This is a genomic window from Aestuariibacter sp. GS-14, from assembly GCF_006494365.1.
GTDB lineage: Bacteria > Pseudomonadota > Gammaproteobacteria > Enterobacterales > Alteromonadaceae > Alteromonas > Alteromonas mangrovi.
Genome location: NZ_VHIP01000002.1, coordinates 610,239 through 625,856, shown reverse-complemented (window position 1 = coordinate 625,856; position 15,618 = coordinate 610,239). Strand labels below are relative to the sequence as shown.

General features: G+C 44.9%; 17 protein-coding genes. 8 read left to right on the top strand and 9 right to left on the bottom strand.

The window, feature by feature from the left end; genetic code table 11:
* Window positions 1–174 precede the first annotated feature (174 nt).
* The 3 genes from FJ444_RS05825 to cysB form a co-directional block, all read right to left on the bottom strand.
* The gene (locus FJ444_RS05825; protein ID WP_140956970.1) at window positions 175–501 is read right to left on the bottom strand and encodes a hypothetical protein; all 327 of its coding nucleotides are present in this window, start codon (window positions 499–501) and stop codon (window positions 175–177) included.
* A gap of 128 nt (window positions 502–629) precedes the next feature.
* A complete protein-coding gene (locus FJ444_RS05820) occupies window positions 630–1,151 on the bottom strand; it encodes a hypothetical protein (RefSeq protein WP_140956969.1) in 522 nt (173 codons plus the stop codon).
* Between the two features lie 273 nt (window positions 1,152–1,424).
* Window positions 1,425–2,399, bottom strand: a complete 975-nt coding sequence (cysB, locus tag FJ444_RS05815) for an HTH-type transcriptional regulator CysB (protein ID WP_140956968.1) — start codon at window positions 2,397–2,399, stop codon at window positions 1,425–1,427.
* Between the two features lie 173 nt (window positions 2,400–2,572).
* Here cysB and FJ444_RS05810 point away from each other — a divergent pair, with 173 nt between their 5' ends.
* The 4 genes from FJ444_RS05810 (at window position 2,573) to FJ444_RS05795 (ending at window position 7,513) form a co-directional block, all read left to right on the top strand.
* Window positions 2,573–3,274, top strand: a complete 702-nt coding sequence (locus FJ444_RS05810; protein WP_140956967.1) for a sensor histidine kinase KdpD — start codon at window positions 2,573–2,575, stop codon at window positions 3,272–3,274.
* A 63-nt stretch (window positions 3,275–3,337) separates the two neighbouring features.
* Complete coding sequence (locus FJ444_RS05805) at window positions 3,338–4,099, top strand: hypothetical protein (protein WP_140956966.1); 762 nt, start codon at window positions 3,338–3,340, stop codon at window positions 4,097–4,099.
* Window positions 4,100–4,186: 87 nt separating this feature from the next.
* Window positions 4,187–5,827 (top strand): BamA/TamA family outer membrane protein, encoded by a 1,641-nt coding sequence (locus FJ444_RS05800; protein ID WP_181405076.1) that lies wholly within the window; start codon window positions 4,187–4,189, stop codon window positions 5,825–5,827.
* 63 nt (window positions 5,828–5,890) lie between these two features.
* Entirely contained in the window at window positions 5,891–7,513 is a 1,623-nt protein-coding gene (locus tag FJ444_RS05795; protein ID WP_140956964.1) for a phosphoethanolamine transferase, read from the top strand.
* Here FJ444_RS05795 and FJ444_RS05790 read toward each other — a convergent pair.
* Window positions 7,510–8,397, bottom strand: a complete 888-nt coding sequence (locus FJ444_RS05790; RefSeq protein WP_140956963.1) for a LysR family transcriptional regulator — start codon at window positions 8,395–8,397, stop codon at window positions 7,510–7,512. The two genes, FJ444_RS05795 and FJ444_RS05790, sit on opposite strands and share 4 nt — an antisense overlap.
* A 101-nt stretch (window positions 8,398–8,498) precedes the next feature.
* Between FJ444_RS05790 and FJ444_RS05785 the strand changes: the two genes are divergently transcribed.
* The 4 genes from FJ444_RS05785 (at window position 8,499) to FJ444_RS05770 (ending at window position 12,227) form a co-directional block, all read left to right on the top strand.
* Window positions 8,499–9,197: a CoA transferase subunit A gene (locus FJ444_RS05785; protein WP_140956962.1), complete on the top strand. Its 699-nt coding sequence runs from the start codon at window positions 8,499–8,501 to the stop codon at window positions 9,195–9,197.
* Between the two features lie 9 nt (window positions 9,198–9,206).
* Window positions 9,207–9,866 carry a CoA transferase subunit B gene (locus FJ444_RS05780; protein WP_140956961.1) on the top strand — a complete coding sequence of 220 codons (660 nt, stop codon included), beginning with the start codon at window positions 9,207–9,209 and terminating at the stop codon, window positions 9,864–9,866.
* Window positions 9,867–10,012: 146 nt separating this feature from the next.
* Complete coding sequence (locus FJ444_RS05775; protein ID WP_140956960.1) at window positions 10,013–11,362, top strand: DEAD/DEAH box helicase; 1,350 nt, start codon at window positions 10,013–10,015, stop codon at window positions 11,360–11,362.
* Window positions 11,363–11,381: 19 nt separating this feature from the next.
* Window positions 11,382–12,227 (top strand): alpha/beta hydrolase, encoded by an 846-nt coding sequence (locus FJ444_RS05770; RefSeq protein ID WP_140956959.1) that lies wholly within the window; start codon window positions 11,382–11,384, stop codon window positions 12,225–12,227.
* A 38-nt stretch (window positions 12,228–12,265) separates the two neighbouring features.
* Here FJ444_RS05770 and FJ444_RS05765 read toward each other — a convergent pair whose 3' ends face one another.
* The 5 genes from FJ444_RS05765 to FJ444_RS05745 form a co-directional block, all read right to left on the bottom strand.
* Complete coding sequence (locus FJ444_RS05765) at window positions 12,266–12,508, bottom strand: EF-hand domain-containing protein (RefSeq protein WP_140956958.1); 243 nt, start codon at window positions 12,506–12,508, stop codon at window positions 12,266–12,268.
* Between the two features lie 67 nt (window positions 12,509–12,575).
* Window positions 12,576–13,565: a rhodanese-related sulfurtransferase gene (locus FJ444_RS05760; protein ID WP_140956957.1), complete on the bottom strand. Its 990-nt coding sequence runs from the start codon at window positions 13,563–13,565 to the stop codon at window positions 12,576–12,578.
* 83 nt (window positions 13,566–13,648) lie between these two features.
* Window positions 13,649–14,191: a DUF962 domain-containing protein gene (locus tag FJ444_RS05755; protein WP_140956956.1), complete on the bottom strand. Its 543-nt coding sequence runs from the start codon at window positions 14,189–14,191 to the stop codon at window positions 13,649–13,651.
* 100 nt (window positions 14,192–14,291) lie between these two features.
* The gene (locus tag FJ444_RS05750; RefSeq protein ID WP_181405075.1) at window positions 14,292–14,996 is read right to left on the bottom strand and encodes a Crp/Fnr family transcriptional regulator; all 705 of its coding nucleotides are present in this window, start codon (window positions 14,994–14,996) and stop codon (window positions 14,292–14,294) included.
* 80 nt (window positions 14,997–15,076) lie between these two features.
* Window positions 15,077–15,613, bottom strand: coding sequence for a VC2046/SO_2500 family protein (locus FJ444_RS05745; RefSeq protein ID WP_181405074.1), 537 nt, complete (start codon window positions 15,611–15,613; stop codon window positions 15,077–15,079).
* Window positions 15,614–15,618: the final 5 nt, after the last annotated feature.

Sequence of the window (15,618 nt, the reverse complement as noted above, 5' to 3'; positions counted from 1 at the left end):
TTTACTGAGCACACTACGAGTTTATTTCTACAGGTCCTAAAGCTCGTACCGTATAACACCCCGCTTAGGGGCAAAAACATGTGGGCTATAATATCGAGCGAAGCGAGGACAGCCCACGTGTTTTTGTCCCAGCACGCCCCGCGTGCGTCTACAGCGGTTTGTTATGTTGCATGTTTATTTCGGGCCGCTTTTTTGGATTTTGACCCACAACTCATTAGCCTTCTTGATCTCTTCGTCAGATGGGAGTTCAACAGGGTGTTTTGGATTTTCATGTTTTTTGCGAAGATTAGAAAAATTTTCTATTCCTAAGAACATTGGATGTAAATCTGGCTCCTTACTTCCGATATCCATCTCCATTTCAGCACAACACTTAAGTAATGTTCCTAAATCTTTTGAGATTAACTTCCTAAGTTCAACTGGAATTTTTCTTGAAATTTCCTCAATAGTTACTTCCAGGATAGCGAGTTGTTCAAGTAAATTTTCTGCGAATTCACGATCCATTTGATTTCCTTATTGCAACATAACACCCCGCTTAGGGGCAAAAATACGTGGGCTATAATAACGAGCGAAGCGAGGACAGCCCACGTGTTTTTGTCCCAGCAAGCTCCGCTTGCGTCTACAGCGGTTTGTTAGTTGCCCAACTGTTTAGTTAAAAAAATCGCATCTGCTTTTAGGATTTTTAAACAGTTATCCCGAATACCAGATAATTTTGACGAATCTACTGACTGTAAGGCTAATTGTCGCTGTTCATTTTCGTACAACATAGCTGATACATTATCTATGTACTCTAATCCATAATTAACCAAGCCGACACATTGCATTGGCGTTTCAATTGAACTGACAACCTTTAAATATTGCTCAGGGAATGAACGAGCCGTTTTACCAATTAAAACACTTAAACTCTCAGAATCTGATGCGGATAATGAAACCCATTGTTTAAGCCTCAAAGCCAAATTCAATGCTTCTAAATCACCCGAAAGAACTTGTACGCTAAGAACGTCATATACATCGTTAAAATTAAAACTTTTCGGAGCTTGTCTGATTGCTTTGGCGTTTTCTGCAGAGGGGCGATTTAAGTATTGCACCCAACCATCTTCGTTAGCGAATACTGAAATCGATATAGATAAAAGAATGAGATTTAAAAACCGCATAACCGTCCTTGGCAACTAACAATTTAATATGTATCCAAATGGTGTAAAAACTTACGCCAAAATGGTGTATATAATTCGACCATAATAATACCCAAACTCCTTTTAATACAACCTTATAATATGCTTTGTTTTGGTGCGTTGCTTTCTGTTTTGAGTCAAATACACTAGAACGGGTAATTATTTATTTACTTATCACTTGGCTTGTATTTCCCGTGCTCAAAATAAAAAAGCCTGGAAATATCCAGGCCATTCTTTTGCCAATATTGTTACACTTCACTTTACAGGCAGTGTGTGGCCTTTGAACATCTTTTCTACTTCATCATTGTTCTTCAGCATCATGGCTTTTTCCACTTTGTCTTTAGTTAAATGTGGAGCGAATCGTTCTATAAAGTCAAACATATAACTACGTAAGAAAGAACCTTTTCTGAAACCAATTTTTGTAGTGCTGTAATCAAACATATGGCTGGCATCAATCTTAACCAAATCGGAATCCAGTTCTTCGCTTACCGCCATTGAAGCAATTACACCAATGCCTACACCCAGCCTTACATAGGTTTTTATAACGTCTGCATCAGTTGCAGTGAACACAATTTTAGGGGTTAGCCCGGCCCGCTCAAATGCCTGATCCAGTTCAGAACGCCCTGTAAAACCGAACACGTATGTTACCAGCGGATACTGTGCTACATCTTCAATTGTAATGGAGCCTTTCTTGGCAAGTGGGTGGTCTTTATTAACAATAACACTGCGATTCCAGTGATAACACGGCAGCATCACTAAATCGTTGTACAAATGCAAAGACTCGGTTGCAATGGCAAAATCCGCTTCCCCTTTAGCAGCTAAATCACTAATTTGTGAAGGTGTGCCCTGATGCATGTGCAGCGACACCCTGGGGTATTTGTTCATGAAACCTTTAATTACATCAGGTAACGCGTAGCGGGCCTGCGTGTGAGTAGTGGCAATATTCAGTTTACCTTGGTCAGGTAAATTGTGTTCTCTGGCCACGGCTTTGATGCTTTCAACCTTAGCTAAAATTTCCCGGGCTATGTTAATTACTTCATTGCCGGCGTCAGTTACATGCGTAAGATGTTTGCCACTTCTGCCAAATATCTGAACGCCGAGTTCATCTTCCAGCATACGCACCTGTTTACTAATACCAGGCTGAGAGGTGTACAGGCTTTCAGCAGTGGCTGATACGTTAAGGTTATTGTTTTGTACTTCAACAATGTATCTTAGTTGTTGTAATTTCATTGTGTGTCTTCGCCATGTGCTGACAAATTGCCAGGTATATTTAGCCAACTGCGCTTTGCCAAACACATCGCAAAGGGTGTCTGGTCAACGGCTTATGCAAAAATAGAGGAATTATATACAATTATGATAGATACTAGCATAAGCAAGTCTGACAATAATTGGAAGTAGCCAAAATGACAAGCGCCAACGAGCAAGATAATCAAATTGATTTTTCAACGGTACTGGCCGCAGCGGTACACGATATGAAAAACTCGCTGAATTTGTTGGTGCAATCTGTTGAACAAATTGCCAATTCGCTCCCCGATGACATGCAGGAAACAAAGCAGCAGGTAGTTGATTTACATTACGAAGCTAGCCGCATGAACACGGGGCTTGTGCAAATCCTGTCGTTATACCGGGCCAACCGAAACTCGCTTCCGGTTTTAATTGATCAAAGCTTTGTGAACGAAATAATTGACGATATCATAAGTGCCAACCATTTATATGCCACGCAAAAACACATAGAAATAGAAGTAGATTGTAATCAGGATTTGGCATGGTACCTCGACGCGGATCTCATCTACTTGTTAGTAAATGATGTATTAATCAATGCATTACGGTATGGTACGTCTAGAATAAAGGTATCAGCACAACAGCAGGCTGGCGAATTGCTAATTAAAATTGAGGATGACGGCAGAGGTTACCCCGATTTTATGCTGGTAAAAGATGATGCAAAGCCCTCTGATTTTAATGTTTCACAAGGGCGCACAGGACTGGGATTATACTTCGCGCATTTAATTGCCAGCGCGCATGTCCGCAACGGCAGACATGGCAAAATTTCGCTGTCGAATGGTGGCCAGCTGGGCGGCAGTGTGTTTGAGGTTAAAATACCTTAACATTGGCCGATAATAATTAAATAGTCAGGACGAAACACTACCGAGCATGACAGGAATTACTGAATGACCGCCATAATAATTATTATTCTAATCGTAGTATTGGTGATCATCGCCATTGTGGTAAACGCCTATCAGCAGTACAAAGCCAAGATAGATGCTGAGCGTCGGGCTGAAATTGCTAAACAGCGCACCATCATAGACGAAACAGAAAACGTATTAATGGCCACCTCACAGATGCCCATCACACAGGGGCTGATTCGGATACTGTTAAAGCGTATACAGCGGGCGTTGCAGGTTACACTTGAATTAACCCCAGGCTCCCCCGACCTGAAACAAAACATCCTGGACATTGAAGCCCGATTGAAGTCTATTGACGTAGATCCCGATAATCAGAATCAGTTTACCCTGCCCGAAACCGACAAAATGATCATTCAGTACATTCAGGCAGTTAAAAAACTTCGCGTGATGATTCGTACTGAGCGCAGCAAAGGGAAAATTGATGGCAATACCTTTATGGAACAGGATAAGCAGTTAGAACGCTTACAATTAAAGGTAAATGTTGAAACATTAATACGCCGTGGCCGCGGCGCACAACAAACGAATATGCTGGGTTCGGCCCGCCAGTACTTTGAAAAAGCAGTTACCGCGCTGGAAAATCAGGTGCAACCCGACGAGTTTTGTCAGGCCCGTTTACAGTGGTTAAAACAGCAACTTCAGGAAATCCAGGAAAATCTGAAAAATGTTAACGCTCAGGACCGTGCTAAAAAGCGCGAGCAAGAGCGCGACGAGCTGGACGAATTGTTTGCTCCTAAGAAAAAATGGTAGAACAATTTTAACTTTATTTACACATTTAAGATTATCTTAAGACTTGTGCGTCATAACTAAAGGCAAATGTGGTTATGGCACAAAAAAATGTCTTATTCAGTTCCTGTTAGTCGAATTACCTTTCTACTTGCGTCGATAATCGTTGCGTTTGAATGCGGGGCCAACACGCCCTGCCCTAATACAACGCCGCAACAAAGTGATTCAATAAAAGTCGATAAAGTCGTTATTAGCACGCAGAATATTTTTGACGATAGCGACACTGAGCAATATTTGCTGCACCGCTTAGCCAATCAGTTCCACATCAGCACAAAACCTACCGTAATTGAGGAAAGATTGCCTTTTAAAGAAGGCGATATTGTAACTGCTGAACAGCTTGCCGAAGCTGAGCGCATTATTCGCAAAGAAGTGTATATTCGCGATGCCAGTGTCGCATTTTCAGATACCTGCAACATTGATGAAGCCGTTACCGTAGAAGTAACCACATGGGATAACTGGTCGATGTTACCCACAGTGAGTTTTGGCAGAAAAGGGGGCAAAAACAAATTTGAACTTGGTGTTAAAGAAGACAACTTACTCGGAAAAGGCATACAGCTAAGTGCTGAGTACAAAACCGACGAACAACGCAGTGGATACCGGTTTAAAGTTGGGTCTCAAATTCCCTTTATTCCCTATAGCAGCATGCTAATTGACGTCGAAGACAACGACGACGGCAGTATCATTCAGTTCGATGCCGCCAAGCCGTTTTATCAGCTTTCATCAGAAAACGCGTGGTTTATTAATTATCTGGATTTCGACAAAGAGGACGAGATTTTTCAAAATGGTGCTTCTCAACGTATATTTGGTCATACAGGAAATCAGCTAATCCTTGCGTACGGCATGTTACTCGCAAATACCGACAATCAGTATCACCGACTTACCTTGGGTTATACTCAGCAGGAAGATCAATTTTATAACGTTGAACACAACGAATTTACTGCACTGGACACATTACCACAGGACCGAAAATTTAGTTACCCCTGGGTTGAATATGAGTATCTGCAAGCTGATTTTCAGGTACTACAGGATATCTACCTGACCAATCAGCAGGAAGATATAAATCTGGGATGGCACCATACCTTCAAACTTGGTGTTGAAACAAACCCGTTTGCCAACGCCAACTATGGTTTACACGCCCAATGGCGCTGGCAGAAAGGCTACATGTGGCCAACGACGTTGTTGATGTTTAGTGGTCAGGTAAACAAAACCTATCATGTGCAAGATCACGATTTACTCTACGCAAACCTGACTGCAGAGGCTTTCTATCGCTTTGCGTCCAAGTTCGGCATTTACAATCTTACTCAGGTTACTATAAGCAGTAACAATTACGCCGACTTACCAATCGCACTTGGAGGCGAAAGTGGTGTGCGTGGTTATCCTCTGCAATATCAGCATGGCGATCACAGAGCAATTAATGCGTTTGAATTACGTTATTACCCTAAATGGAATCTGTATCGCATGTTCGACATTGGATTGGCTGCGTTTGCCGATGTGGGTAAAGCATGGCAAAACAACACAAGCAACCCAAATGAATACACAGGTACACTTGCCAGTACTGGTATTGGTGCGCGGATATATTCAAATCGGTCCAGTCACAAACATGTAATTCACCTGGATATTGCGACACCGTTGACAGGCGGTCCCAATACCGATAGCTGGCAGTGGCAGCTCCAGGTTAAACAATCGTTTTAGTCGTTAAGGTTGTCTTAATAAAAACCTGCCACATTTGGATAAATAATACTCAGAGCTGCCGATATGCTAACTAAAAAAACAACTAAATCGCCTGTTATCCAATTAGTGCTCACTGCCCTGTTTTTATTGGTTATTGCCAACCGTAGCTTTATTAATCAGGTCATTAATCTGATGCCGGATAGCAGCATCGAGAATATCCTGTTTGTTTTGAGTATTTTCTGGGTGTTGGGTAGCATGATGATTTTGCTCGTTTCTGCATTATCCATTTTTACAGGGATTAGAACAGCGGGCGCGATACTTATTCTGCTTAGTGCTCCACTGGCTTATGCCACTGCAACTTATGGCATTGTCTTCGACAAATCGATGATCATCAATTTTCTGGAAACCGACACCCACGAAGCACTCAGCTACTTTAACAGCTCAGCAATGGTTATCGTATTACTCAGTGGTGTGTTACCCGCATGGTTATTGTTACGCCTAACAATCCCCAACACCTATCGTGTTCAAATGCTTTCAGCGCTAAAAGTGAGCGCGGTGTCTTTGTTTAGCGTTGTATTACTGGGGGCATTCTATTACAAAGATTTCGCAGCGTTTTTTCGCAATCATCACGAACTCACTCGTTATATCACACCAATAGCGTTTGCAGATGCGTCAATTAAAATTGCAAAACAAAAAATTTATCAGCGTGATACGCCGTTAATTACACTCGACGCCACACCTGTTATTCAACGGGAACACCTAGATACTAAGTCATTAACTGTTGTTGTTGTGGGAGAAACTGCTCGGGCAGACCATTTTCAAATATTGGGTTATTCACGTAATACTACGCCAGAACTCGCTGAAATTGGGTTAAATATGGTTACGGATATCTCTTCATGTGGCACTGCTACGGCTGTGTCAGTGCCCTGTATGTTTTCCAGGCTCGATCGCAGCGAATACAGTCACTACAGTGCCGAACAACAAGAAAACGTTTTGGACATAATACAAAAAGCCGGATACGAAGTGTTCTGGGTAGATAATAATTCCAGCTGTAAAGGTGTATGCAAAAGGGTTAATGAGCTTACAATTGAACAACTTGACCCTAAAATTTGTGAACAAGGAACCTGTTACGACGAAGTTCTCATTACAGCACTGAAAGAATATATTGCCTTAAGTACAGCTAAGCATGCAGTGTTAGTTTTACATATGATGGGATCACATGGTCCAACTTACTATCAGCGTTATCCGGATTCATTTCGCCGATTTACACCCGATTGCCCACAAAGCGACATTCAACACTGTTCAAACGAAGCGCTCATCAATACTTACGACAACACCATAGCCTACACTGATCACGTGTTAGCGAGTCTGATTCATGAACTGGAATACAGCTCCATAGAACATACTCAATTGTTGTATGTTTCCGATCATGGTGAGTCATTAGGGGAAGCAGGACTATATCTGCACGGATTCCCTTATGCGCTGGCACCAGAATCGCAAACAACGGTGCCACTCTTGTTCTGGCGAAATACCCCTATGATCGCCAGCAATCAATGCGCTATGCACAATAAAGATCAGTATTCACATGATAATCTCTACGATACCTTGTTAGGTGCAACAGCTGTAACGTCGTCCACATATAAACCAGAGCGCGATATTCTGGCGCAGTGCATGGGGCAAGAATCCCTGCGTATCGGGCAGCCCTAATTCCGCCCCTTGTCGCAAACCTGCTGCCAAAGGGTTTGCGACGCTTTTGACGTAACACCTCTGGCTGCGCGAATGATCCCAACCCGTTTTACCAGCGGATTATTATCAATCTCCCTACAAACCAACCCTTTGCGTAGCATTTGCTCTAAACACAAGGACGGCACTACTGAAATTCCCAGCCCCTGGGCAATGAGTTGTCCAACCGAACCATACTGCCCGGTTTCAGCTACAATCTGTAAGTTGCCAAACTGACTGGCAGTTTCTTCTGTCCACTGCCTGACACTCGACCCTTTATTCAGGGCAATAAAAGGTTTACTTACCAGATCTTGCCAGCGTACCCGCTTGTGAATGCCCAAAGGATGATCTGCTTGCATCACGGCCATAAAGCTGTCGGTAAACAACGGAACAAATTCCAGGTTATCCATCACTTCGGGTTCAAAACAAAATCCCAGATCGGCGCGCCCTGACCGCACTGCCTCGATGGTTTCTTCCATAATGACATCCAGTATCCGTAATCGAATATTGGGGTACGCCTGATGAAACCGCATCAGGATAGGCGGCAGTTTGGACTCGGCAAACGACGGCATGGCAGCCACCACTAACCTACCCTGCGACATCGCAAATAGATGCTGTACACCGTCAATGGCATCATCCCAATCGTGCAGTAACCGCTTTGCCTGAGGCAACAAGGTTTCGCCCTCCGGGGTAAGCTGTACCCGCCGCGTAGTGCGACTAAACAATTGACCACCCAACTGTTCTTCCATCTTCTTAATGGCACTCGACAAGGCCGGTTGGGTTAGAAACAGCTTTTCAGCTGCTTCGGCAAAGGTGGCCGATTCAGCTACACACACAAACGCTTGCATATTTCGGTAAGACACACTCATATTAATAACTTTTATTTATCAATACTGATATTAATTCGATTTTACAAAACTTTAACGCTATTTGATACTACTTGCGTTCACAACATATAGGAGAGCATGCTATGTCTGGTTTCGATAAAGTCGTATCCAGTTACGAAGAAGCAATGCAGGGTTTGTCTGACGACATGACTGTCATTGCAGGAGGCTTTGGCCTGTGCGGTATTCCGGAAGGACTCATTGCGCAAATCAAAAAAATGGGCACCAAAGGTCTTACCATAGTATCAAACAATTGTGGTGTTGATGGCTTTGGTTTGGGCATTTTGCTGGAAGACAAGCAAGTCAAAAAAATGATCTCGTCTTATGTGGGTGAAAACGCCTTGTTTGAACAGCAACTATTAAATGGTGAGCTGGAAGTAGAATTAACACCACAAGGCACGCTGGCTGAAAAAATGCGTGCTGGCGGCGCGGGAATTCCAGCGTTTTATACTGCTACGGGTTACGGCACACCGGTAGGTGAAGGCAAAGAAGTAAAAGAGTTTAACGGTCGCCCGTATATTCTTGAAGAGTCGATTACAGGTGACTTTGCTATTGTAAAAGCCTGGAAAGCCGACCGTTATGGTAACTGTGTATACCGCCATACCGCGCAAAACTTTAACCCAATGGCAGCCACTGCCGGTAAAATTACCGTGGTTGAAGTAGAAGAAATCGTAGAGCCCGGCACACTGGATCCAGCACATATTCATACACCCGGTATCTACGTAGATCGCGTTATTAAGGGTACGTTTGAAAAACGTATCGAACGTCGCGTTACGGCTAAATAGGAGGCAGTCATGGCATTAACCAGAGATCAAATCGCAATGCGTGTAGCCCAGGAATTTCAGGACGGCAACTACGTAAACCTGGGCATTGGTATTCCTACCCTGGCGGCTAACTTTGTGCCCAAAGGGATCAGCGTAATGTTACAGTCTGAAAACGGCCTGCTGGGCATGGGACCATACCCCACCGAAGAACAAATCGACGCCGACATGATTAACGCTGGCAAAGAAACCGTAACGGCCATCAGCGGTGCGTCTATTTTCAGTTCGGCTGAAAGCTTTGCCATGATCCGCGGCGGGCATGTGGACTTTACTGTTCTGGGAGCATTTGAAGTAGACGTAAACGGCAATATTGCGTCGTGGATGATCCCCGGCAAACTGATTAAAGGCATGGGTGGTGCAATGGATCTGGTTGCAGGTGCTAAAAACATTATCGTTACCATGACCCACGCCGATAAACACGGTAACTCTAAATTATTGCAGGAATGCACATTACCACTAACCGGTGTGAACTGCATTACACGCATTATTACCGACTTAGCAGTACTGGAAGTAAAAGACGGTGCGTTCCATTTGCGCGAGCGCGCGCCAGGCGTATCGGTTGAGGAAATTCGCCAGAAAACAGCGGGTAAATTAGTTGCCGATGGCGATATTCCGGAAATGCAATTTGCTTAATTCCCTTTGAGACCTCACGGTCTTTTGGCGGCGGGCGTCGTGTCCCGCTGCCTTTCTTATCTACGAATGATAAGTCTGCCCCGCTTTCGCTTTACTCTATGGGTTAATCAGGGATAATAAGGGCGATATTATTGTGGAGTGCTGTTTTGTTAATTACCGATTTACCCGTTCACCATACCATTGTTTCCCGTCTTCAGGACAAGCAGTTTACTGAACTGACCGACGTTCAGGAACAAACCATCCTGCCAGCTTTGCTGGGTAAAGACATTATGGCATCGTCAAAAACGGGCTCAGGTAAAACACTGGCGTTTCTGGTGCCGATCGTGCATCGCCTGCTTACGCAAAAAGCATTGAGCAAAAAAGATCCGAGAGTGCTTATTCTTGCCCCCACCCGCGAACTGGCAAAACAGGTGTTTTCAGAAGTTAAATGGCTGTGTCAGAAAAAAAATATCACCACTACCTTGATAGTCGGTGGCGATAATTTTAACGACCAGACTAAAGCACTACGCCGTAATCCTCATATCATTGTGGGTACGCCGGGCCGAATTGCCGACCATCTGGAAGATAAGAGCTTTTTTATCCAGGGTTTGGAAATGCTGGTATTCGACGAAGCCGATCGCATGCTGGATTTAGGCTTTGCCAAAGCATTAACCTTAATAAATCAGCAGGCCGACCACCGTAAACGTCAAACGATGCTGTTTTCCGCTACGCTGGACCACATTGAATTAAATCATTTACTGGATAAGCTGTTAAAAGCACCAGTGCGCGTGGCCATTGGTACTGCCAATGCCCAGCATACCGATATTTCGCAAAGCCTGTATTTTGCTGATGGCCCGGATCACAAGGATGCCATGCTGGCGCATCAGCTACAGCAACTTAGTTACAATCAGGCTATCGTATTTACCGCCACCCGTGACGATGCTGAGCGCCTTGCCACTGCCATGACAACCCAGGTTCCAAACAGGTCGTTTCGAGCCTTGCGTGGCGATTACGCGCAATCCAAGCGTTCAATAACCATGAACGATTTCAGCCGTGGGCAGTTTGATGTGCTGGTAACCACCGATGTGGCGTCACGCGGTCTCGACTTATCCAAGGTCGGACTGGTAATTAATTATGATTTGCCCAAACAGCCAGAGGAATATATTCACCGTATTGGCCGCACTGGTCGTGCAGGCAATCAGGGGGTCGCCATTTCATTTGTAGGTAAGCGCGACTGGCAAACTTATACATTGCTCACTGAACAATTATCCTACGACATCGCCCCGCAACCACACCCCGAATTACCTGCGAAATTCAGTGGTAAAAAGCCCAAAGTAGCAAAGCCCCAAAATAGCGATCACGCCGGAAAAGCCAAAGGCGGTGATGCAAAAGCCAAAGCAAACAAACCCGCCAAGCGCGTGCGCACTATGGCTGGTGAAGATGTGGGCGACATGCCAATGCGCCGAAAAGCCATACCGCGTCAAGACGTTTCAGATATAGACGACAGCGAAGAATAACGGAAACGGGCTCACCATTATGCATAAAATGTTCGCGTTAATAGCTTTCATTTTATGCATAACGGCCTGTACCGCTGCGGCACGAATACCAGCTACCTTGCGTGACGTACCCTATGGTACTGATCCGGCAAATACGCTGGATGTATACACTTCAAACGGTTTGATCAACGCGCCGCTAATTTTATTGGTGCATGGTGGAGCATGGCGATTTGGCGATAAAGACAACCGCGCAGTCATCACAAATAAGGTAAAACACTGGCTGCCAAAAGGTTATGTTGTTGTGTCCATAAATTACCGGATGTTGCCCGACACCGGCCCGTTAGCACAGGCTGACGATGTTTCAAACGCAATAGCCTACGCACAAACACATGCAGCTGAATGGGGCGCTGATCCAGAAAAAGTCATTCTGATTGGTCACTCTGCCGGGGCGCATCTTGTAGCCCTGGTGAACGCCCAGGCATCGGCTGGATTGCTGAACAATAAAATACCCTCTGCCTGGTTAGGCACCATTGCATTGGATTCTGCTGCATTTGATGTTGTAGCTATTATGCAGCGACAAGACCCACCAGCACTTTATCGCCGGGCATTTGGAACCGACCCCGCTTATTGGCAGACCAGCTCCCCCATTCATGTGCTGACGAATACCATACCACCCTTGCTGGCCGTGTGTTCAACACTTCGAGCCGATAAGCCCTGTGAACAAGCGATGCAGTTTAAACAACGAGCAGATTCACTGCATTCAGAAGTGACCGTTTTACCTGTTGCTTTATCACACCGGGACATTAACTTTGAGGTTGGTAAGCTACCCGAATACACCGCGCAACTCGATGCCTTTATTGAGCAGATACAAAAAAACCGCAACTAAGTGCGGTTTTTTGTTTACTCAAAAGCTAAGCGTGAAAACTAATATTCCCACCAGCATTCCTGCCACCACGACAAAAACTCTTCAAAGTCTATATAGCCGTCGTCGTTGGTATCAATCAGTTTAAAGCCTTCTTCAACATGACTGGCCTTGGTTTTAGGCGAAATCACGGTAAGTAGTTCAATAAACTCTTTCAGATCAATCTGACCATTGCCATCACGATCGAAAAAGCTGAAATCGTTTTGAATTTCAGCGATTTTTTCGGGTGTTAAATCAGTAGACACTGCCTTTCCCTTCTGTTTTTCCCATTCCGGGCAGTGTAACCGCCCCCATGCAAATTGTCTACGCTAACTACTTATCTTGTGCTTGCAATGCCCGCAGACGCTGCTCTTCGGCCTTCGCTTTACGACGCGCTGCCATTACATCACGCGCTTCAGTGCCCACGTGCTCTTCGTTACGGGCACGAGCCAGATTAATTTGCTTCTCGCGCTCGCGGAACCGGGCAAGTTGTTCCTCAGTATGCGTACCAAAACACTGTGGGCAGCTTACACCTTGCTCGTATTTATCACTGGTTTTGTCATCGTCTGTAATAGGTAAACGACAGGCATAACACTGATCGTATTCGCTCTTTTCCAGATCGTGATTTACCGCTACGCGGTTGTCAAACACAAAGCAGTCGCCTTTCCACAATGTCTCTTCTTTGGGTACATCTTCCAGATATTGCAGAATACCACCTTCAAGGTGATACACTTCTTCGAAGCCCTGCTCTTTCAGATAAGCGGTCGATTTTTCGCAGCGAATTCCGCCTGTGCAGAACATAGCCACTTTCTTGTTCTTTTTCGGATCCAGATTATTTTTTACATAGTCTGGAAACTCGCGAAACGTTTTGGTATTCGGGTTTACCGCGTATTCAAAAGTACCAATTTCGATTTCGTAATCGTTACGGGTATCGATCAGCAATACGTCCGGATCGCTAATCAGTGCGTTCCAGTCTTTAGGCTTAACATAGGTGCCTACCGTTTTACGCGGATCGATGCCTTCCACACCCATGGTAACGATTTCTTTTTTCAGCTTTACCTTGGTGCGGTAGAACGGTTGATTCTCGTGGTAAGACAACTTGTAAGAAATGGGATTTAAACGGTCGTCGCTATTGAGCCACGCTAACAGCGCGTCGATACCTTCCTGAGTACCCGACACCGTGCCATTAATTCCCTCACTGGCAAGCAGCAAGGTACCTTTAATGCCATTGCTTTCCATGGCATCCAGCAGCGGTTGGCGAATAGCTTTATAATCTTCAAGCGCCACAAATTTGTATAGCGCGCATACAACAAAATGATTCATGAGTTAACCTTTGCGAATTGGAACGTAAAACCAGAGCAAAAATGCGGCGCGGAGGATAGCAAAAATCCCTACAAGTTTAAAGGTTATGTGCGCGTTGATTTGGATTGGTATTTAACCGTACCTGCCTGGGCATCAATTCTGCTTTGCAAATCCTTAGCGAATCCCAATGCGAAACACCACTCAGCCATGATAAACAACGGGCCAATCACCAAACCGGTCAGGTCGTCTATAAATGCGGGCTTTTTCCCTTCATAGTAGTGACCGATAAACTGCAGCACCCAACCAAAAATAAACGTCCCAATACCAGTGCTTAGCCATATAACTGTGCTTAATCCGGCTACATACTGGCCACCAAGCAACAATATCGCCGTAAACAACACCATGGCAAAGCCCAAAAACACATTGAGTTTCAGGTAATAAAGGTTAGCCGCTACCCAAATAACAAATGCCGGGGTAAAAACAGTACCACCTATACCCGGTAAAACTATTTGCCACTGTGGCAAACTGGTGAGTGTCAGTACCGCAAATACAATGAGCGGAATACCGGCGAAATGGGTAAGGATATTTCTGTGATCGCGATGATACCTCGCGTATTGAATGAGTTGCTGGTCTAAGGTGTTGAACATGTTGTGCCCTGTCCTGTTTATACATGAAATAACACGTTAGCATGGGCATTTTTGGCAAACTGTCACCAAGTTGACAATCCAAGCCAAAATCTATTTGGTATTAATTACCAACTTGTGCAAAGTCTTTTAACTTAGCCGTGGATAACACCGTTATTTTTCCGTATGCCAAATCAAGGATCCCCAATGATGCCAGGTGTTTTAGCTGTTGGTTGGTTTTCTGACGAGACAGCGATAGCAGCAGACCAAGCTGTTCCTGCCCCATGGTTAATGTTGTTACCCCGTCATTGTCAGGCGCCCGGAGGACTAATTCATAGAGTTTTCTGGCAAGCCTCACATCAGAGCGTGGCTGACTTCTGTCTTCAATACTTTGGAACAATACCCTTACCTTGGCAGTGAGTAACTGACCAAAGCATTGCCACCAATGGGGATCGTTATCAATCAGGTTATACAGGTTGTCGGCTTGGATCCGCAATAAGCGACACGGTTCGCTGGCCAACACATCGTGTGTTCGCGGCTGGCCGTCAAACAAGGCTATTTCACCAAACCACTCACCGGGTTTGATTACAGTTAACCCAATTTCTCTGCCGGTACTATCCAGACCACTTATCCACAACGATCCCGTCAGCAACACATATAATCCGTTGAAGGCGTCTCCCCGATGAAACAAATATTGGCGTTGATTAAGAGTTACCGGCTTACAGACATTCAGCAATGCCCGTTGCTGCGTTGTTGTTAACGATAAAAACCAGTCTGAACAAGTAAGTTCGGGGTAAGCAGCTGGTATAACAGAAGTGTTAGCTGACACGAGATACCGTAAGTTGAAACGACGTATAGTCCGCATCATGCCAATATGCCTGCACAATGTACAGACCAGCTAACAAGGGTTTACATCAACAGGTGTTGTGATGCCGGAATAGTATCTGCCAACATAGCAGGACTCTCTTCAGCTCCTAACACAAGCGAAGACTGTTCGCTTTTCTGTAGTTGCAACTGAGTGGTATACGCACAGTTACTGGTTACGTCAAAAGGCAGCTTTTTGGCGTTATTGGTAAAGCTTAACGGGTCGGGATGCATGGATTGCCAAAAGCGAATTGCCGGTGTGCCAGGCGATTTGCTTACCGATTGCTGCCAGCGCAAATAGGTATTTAGCGAGGCAGTTGAGCTTTCTATTGGTGGGCGTCGATAGTGATTCAGACGCTGGGGGAACCCCTCATCGATAATGGCAGGATCTTGCTGCCAACTCACCACTGCCGGGCGGCTACCATCAAATAACGACAGGTATAACTTAAACGTGTCGGCATTGCGGTGCAGTGCAACGTTCAAGGTAGACTCACGCTGTGCGCGCTGAGCTAATTCGGAACCCTGTCCAGGAACTTTTCCAGAAACCTGTCCTGTATTCTGACTGGCAGCTTGTGTTTGCAAAATGA

Bases quoted from the DNA above. Each gene is read 5' to 3' on its own strand.
- FJ444_RS05795 (WP_140956964.1), top strand. From the start codon at position 5,891: ATGCTAACTAAAAAAACAACTAAATCGCCTGTTATCCAATTAGTGCTC.
- FJ444_RS05810 (WP_140956967.1), top strand. From the start codon at position 2,573: ATGACAAGCGCCAACGAGCAAGATAATCAAATTGATTTTTCAACGGTA.
- FJ444_RS05820 (WP_140956969.1), bottom strand. From the start codon at position 1,151: ATGCGGTTTTTAAATCTCATTCTTTTATCTATATCGATTTCAGTATTC.
- FJ444_RS05755 (WP_140956956.1), bottom strand. From the start codon at position 14,191: ATGTTCAACACCTTAGACCAGCAACTCATTCAATACGCGAGGTATCAT.
- FJ444_RS05805 (WP_140956966.1), top strand. From the start codon at position 3,338: ATGACCGCCATAATAATTATTATTCTAATCGTAGTATTGGTGATCATC.
- FJ444_RS05770 (WP_140956959.1), top strand. From the start codon at position 11,382: ATGCATAAAATGTTCGCGTTAATAGCTTTCATTTTATGCATAACGGCC.
- cysB (WP_140956968.1), bottom strand. From the start codon at position 2,399: ATGAAATTACAACAACTAAGATACATTGTTGAAGTACAAAACAATAAC.
- FJ444_RS05785 (WP_140956962.1), top strand. From the start codon at position 8,499: ATGTCTGGTTTCGATAAAGTCGTATCCAGTTACGAAGAAGCAATGCAG.
- FJ444_RS05760 (WP_140956957.1), bottom strand. From the start codon at position 13,565: ATGAATCATTTTGTTGTATGCGCGCTATACAAATTTGTGGCGCTTGAA.
- FJ444_RS05790 (WP_140956963.1), bottom strand. From the start codon at position 8,397: ATGAGTGTGTCTTACCGAAATATGCAAGCGTTTGTGTGTGTAGCTGAA.
- FJ444_RS05800 (WP_181405076.1), top strand. From the start codon at position 4,187: ATGTCTTATTCAGTTCCTGTTAGTCGAATTACCTTTCTACTTGCGTCG.
- FJ444_RS05780 (WP_140956961.1), top strand. From the start codon at position 9,207: ATGGCATTAACCAGAGATCAAATCGCAATGCGTGTAGCCCAGGAATTT.
- FJ444_RS05825 (WP_140956970.1), bottom strand. From the start codon at position 501: ATGGATCGTGAATTCGCAGAAAATTTACTTGAACAACTCGCTATCCTG.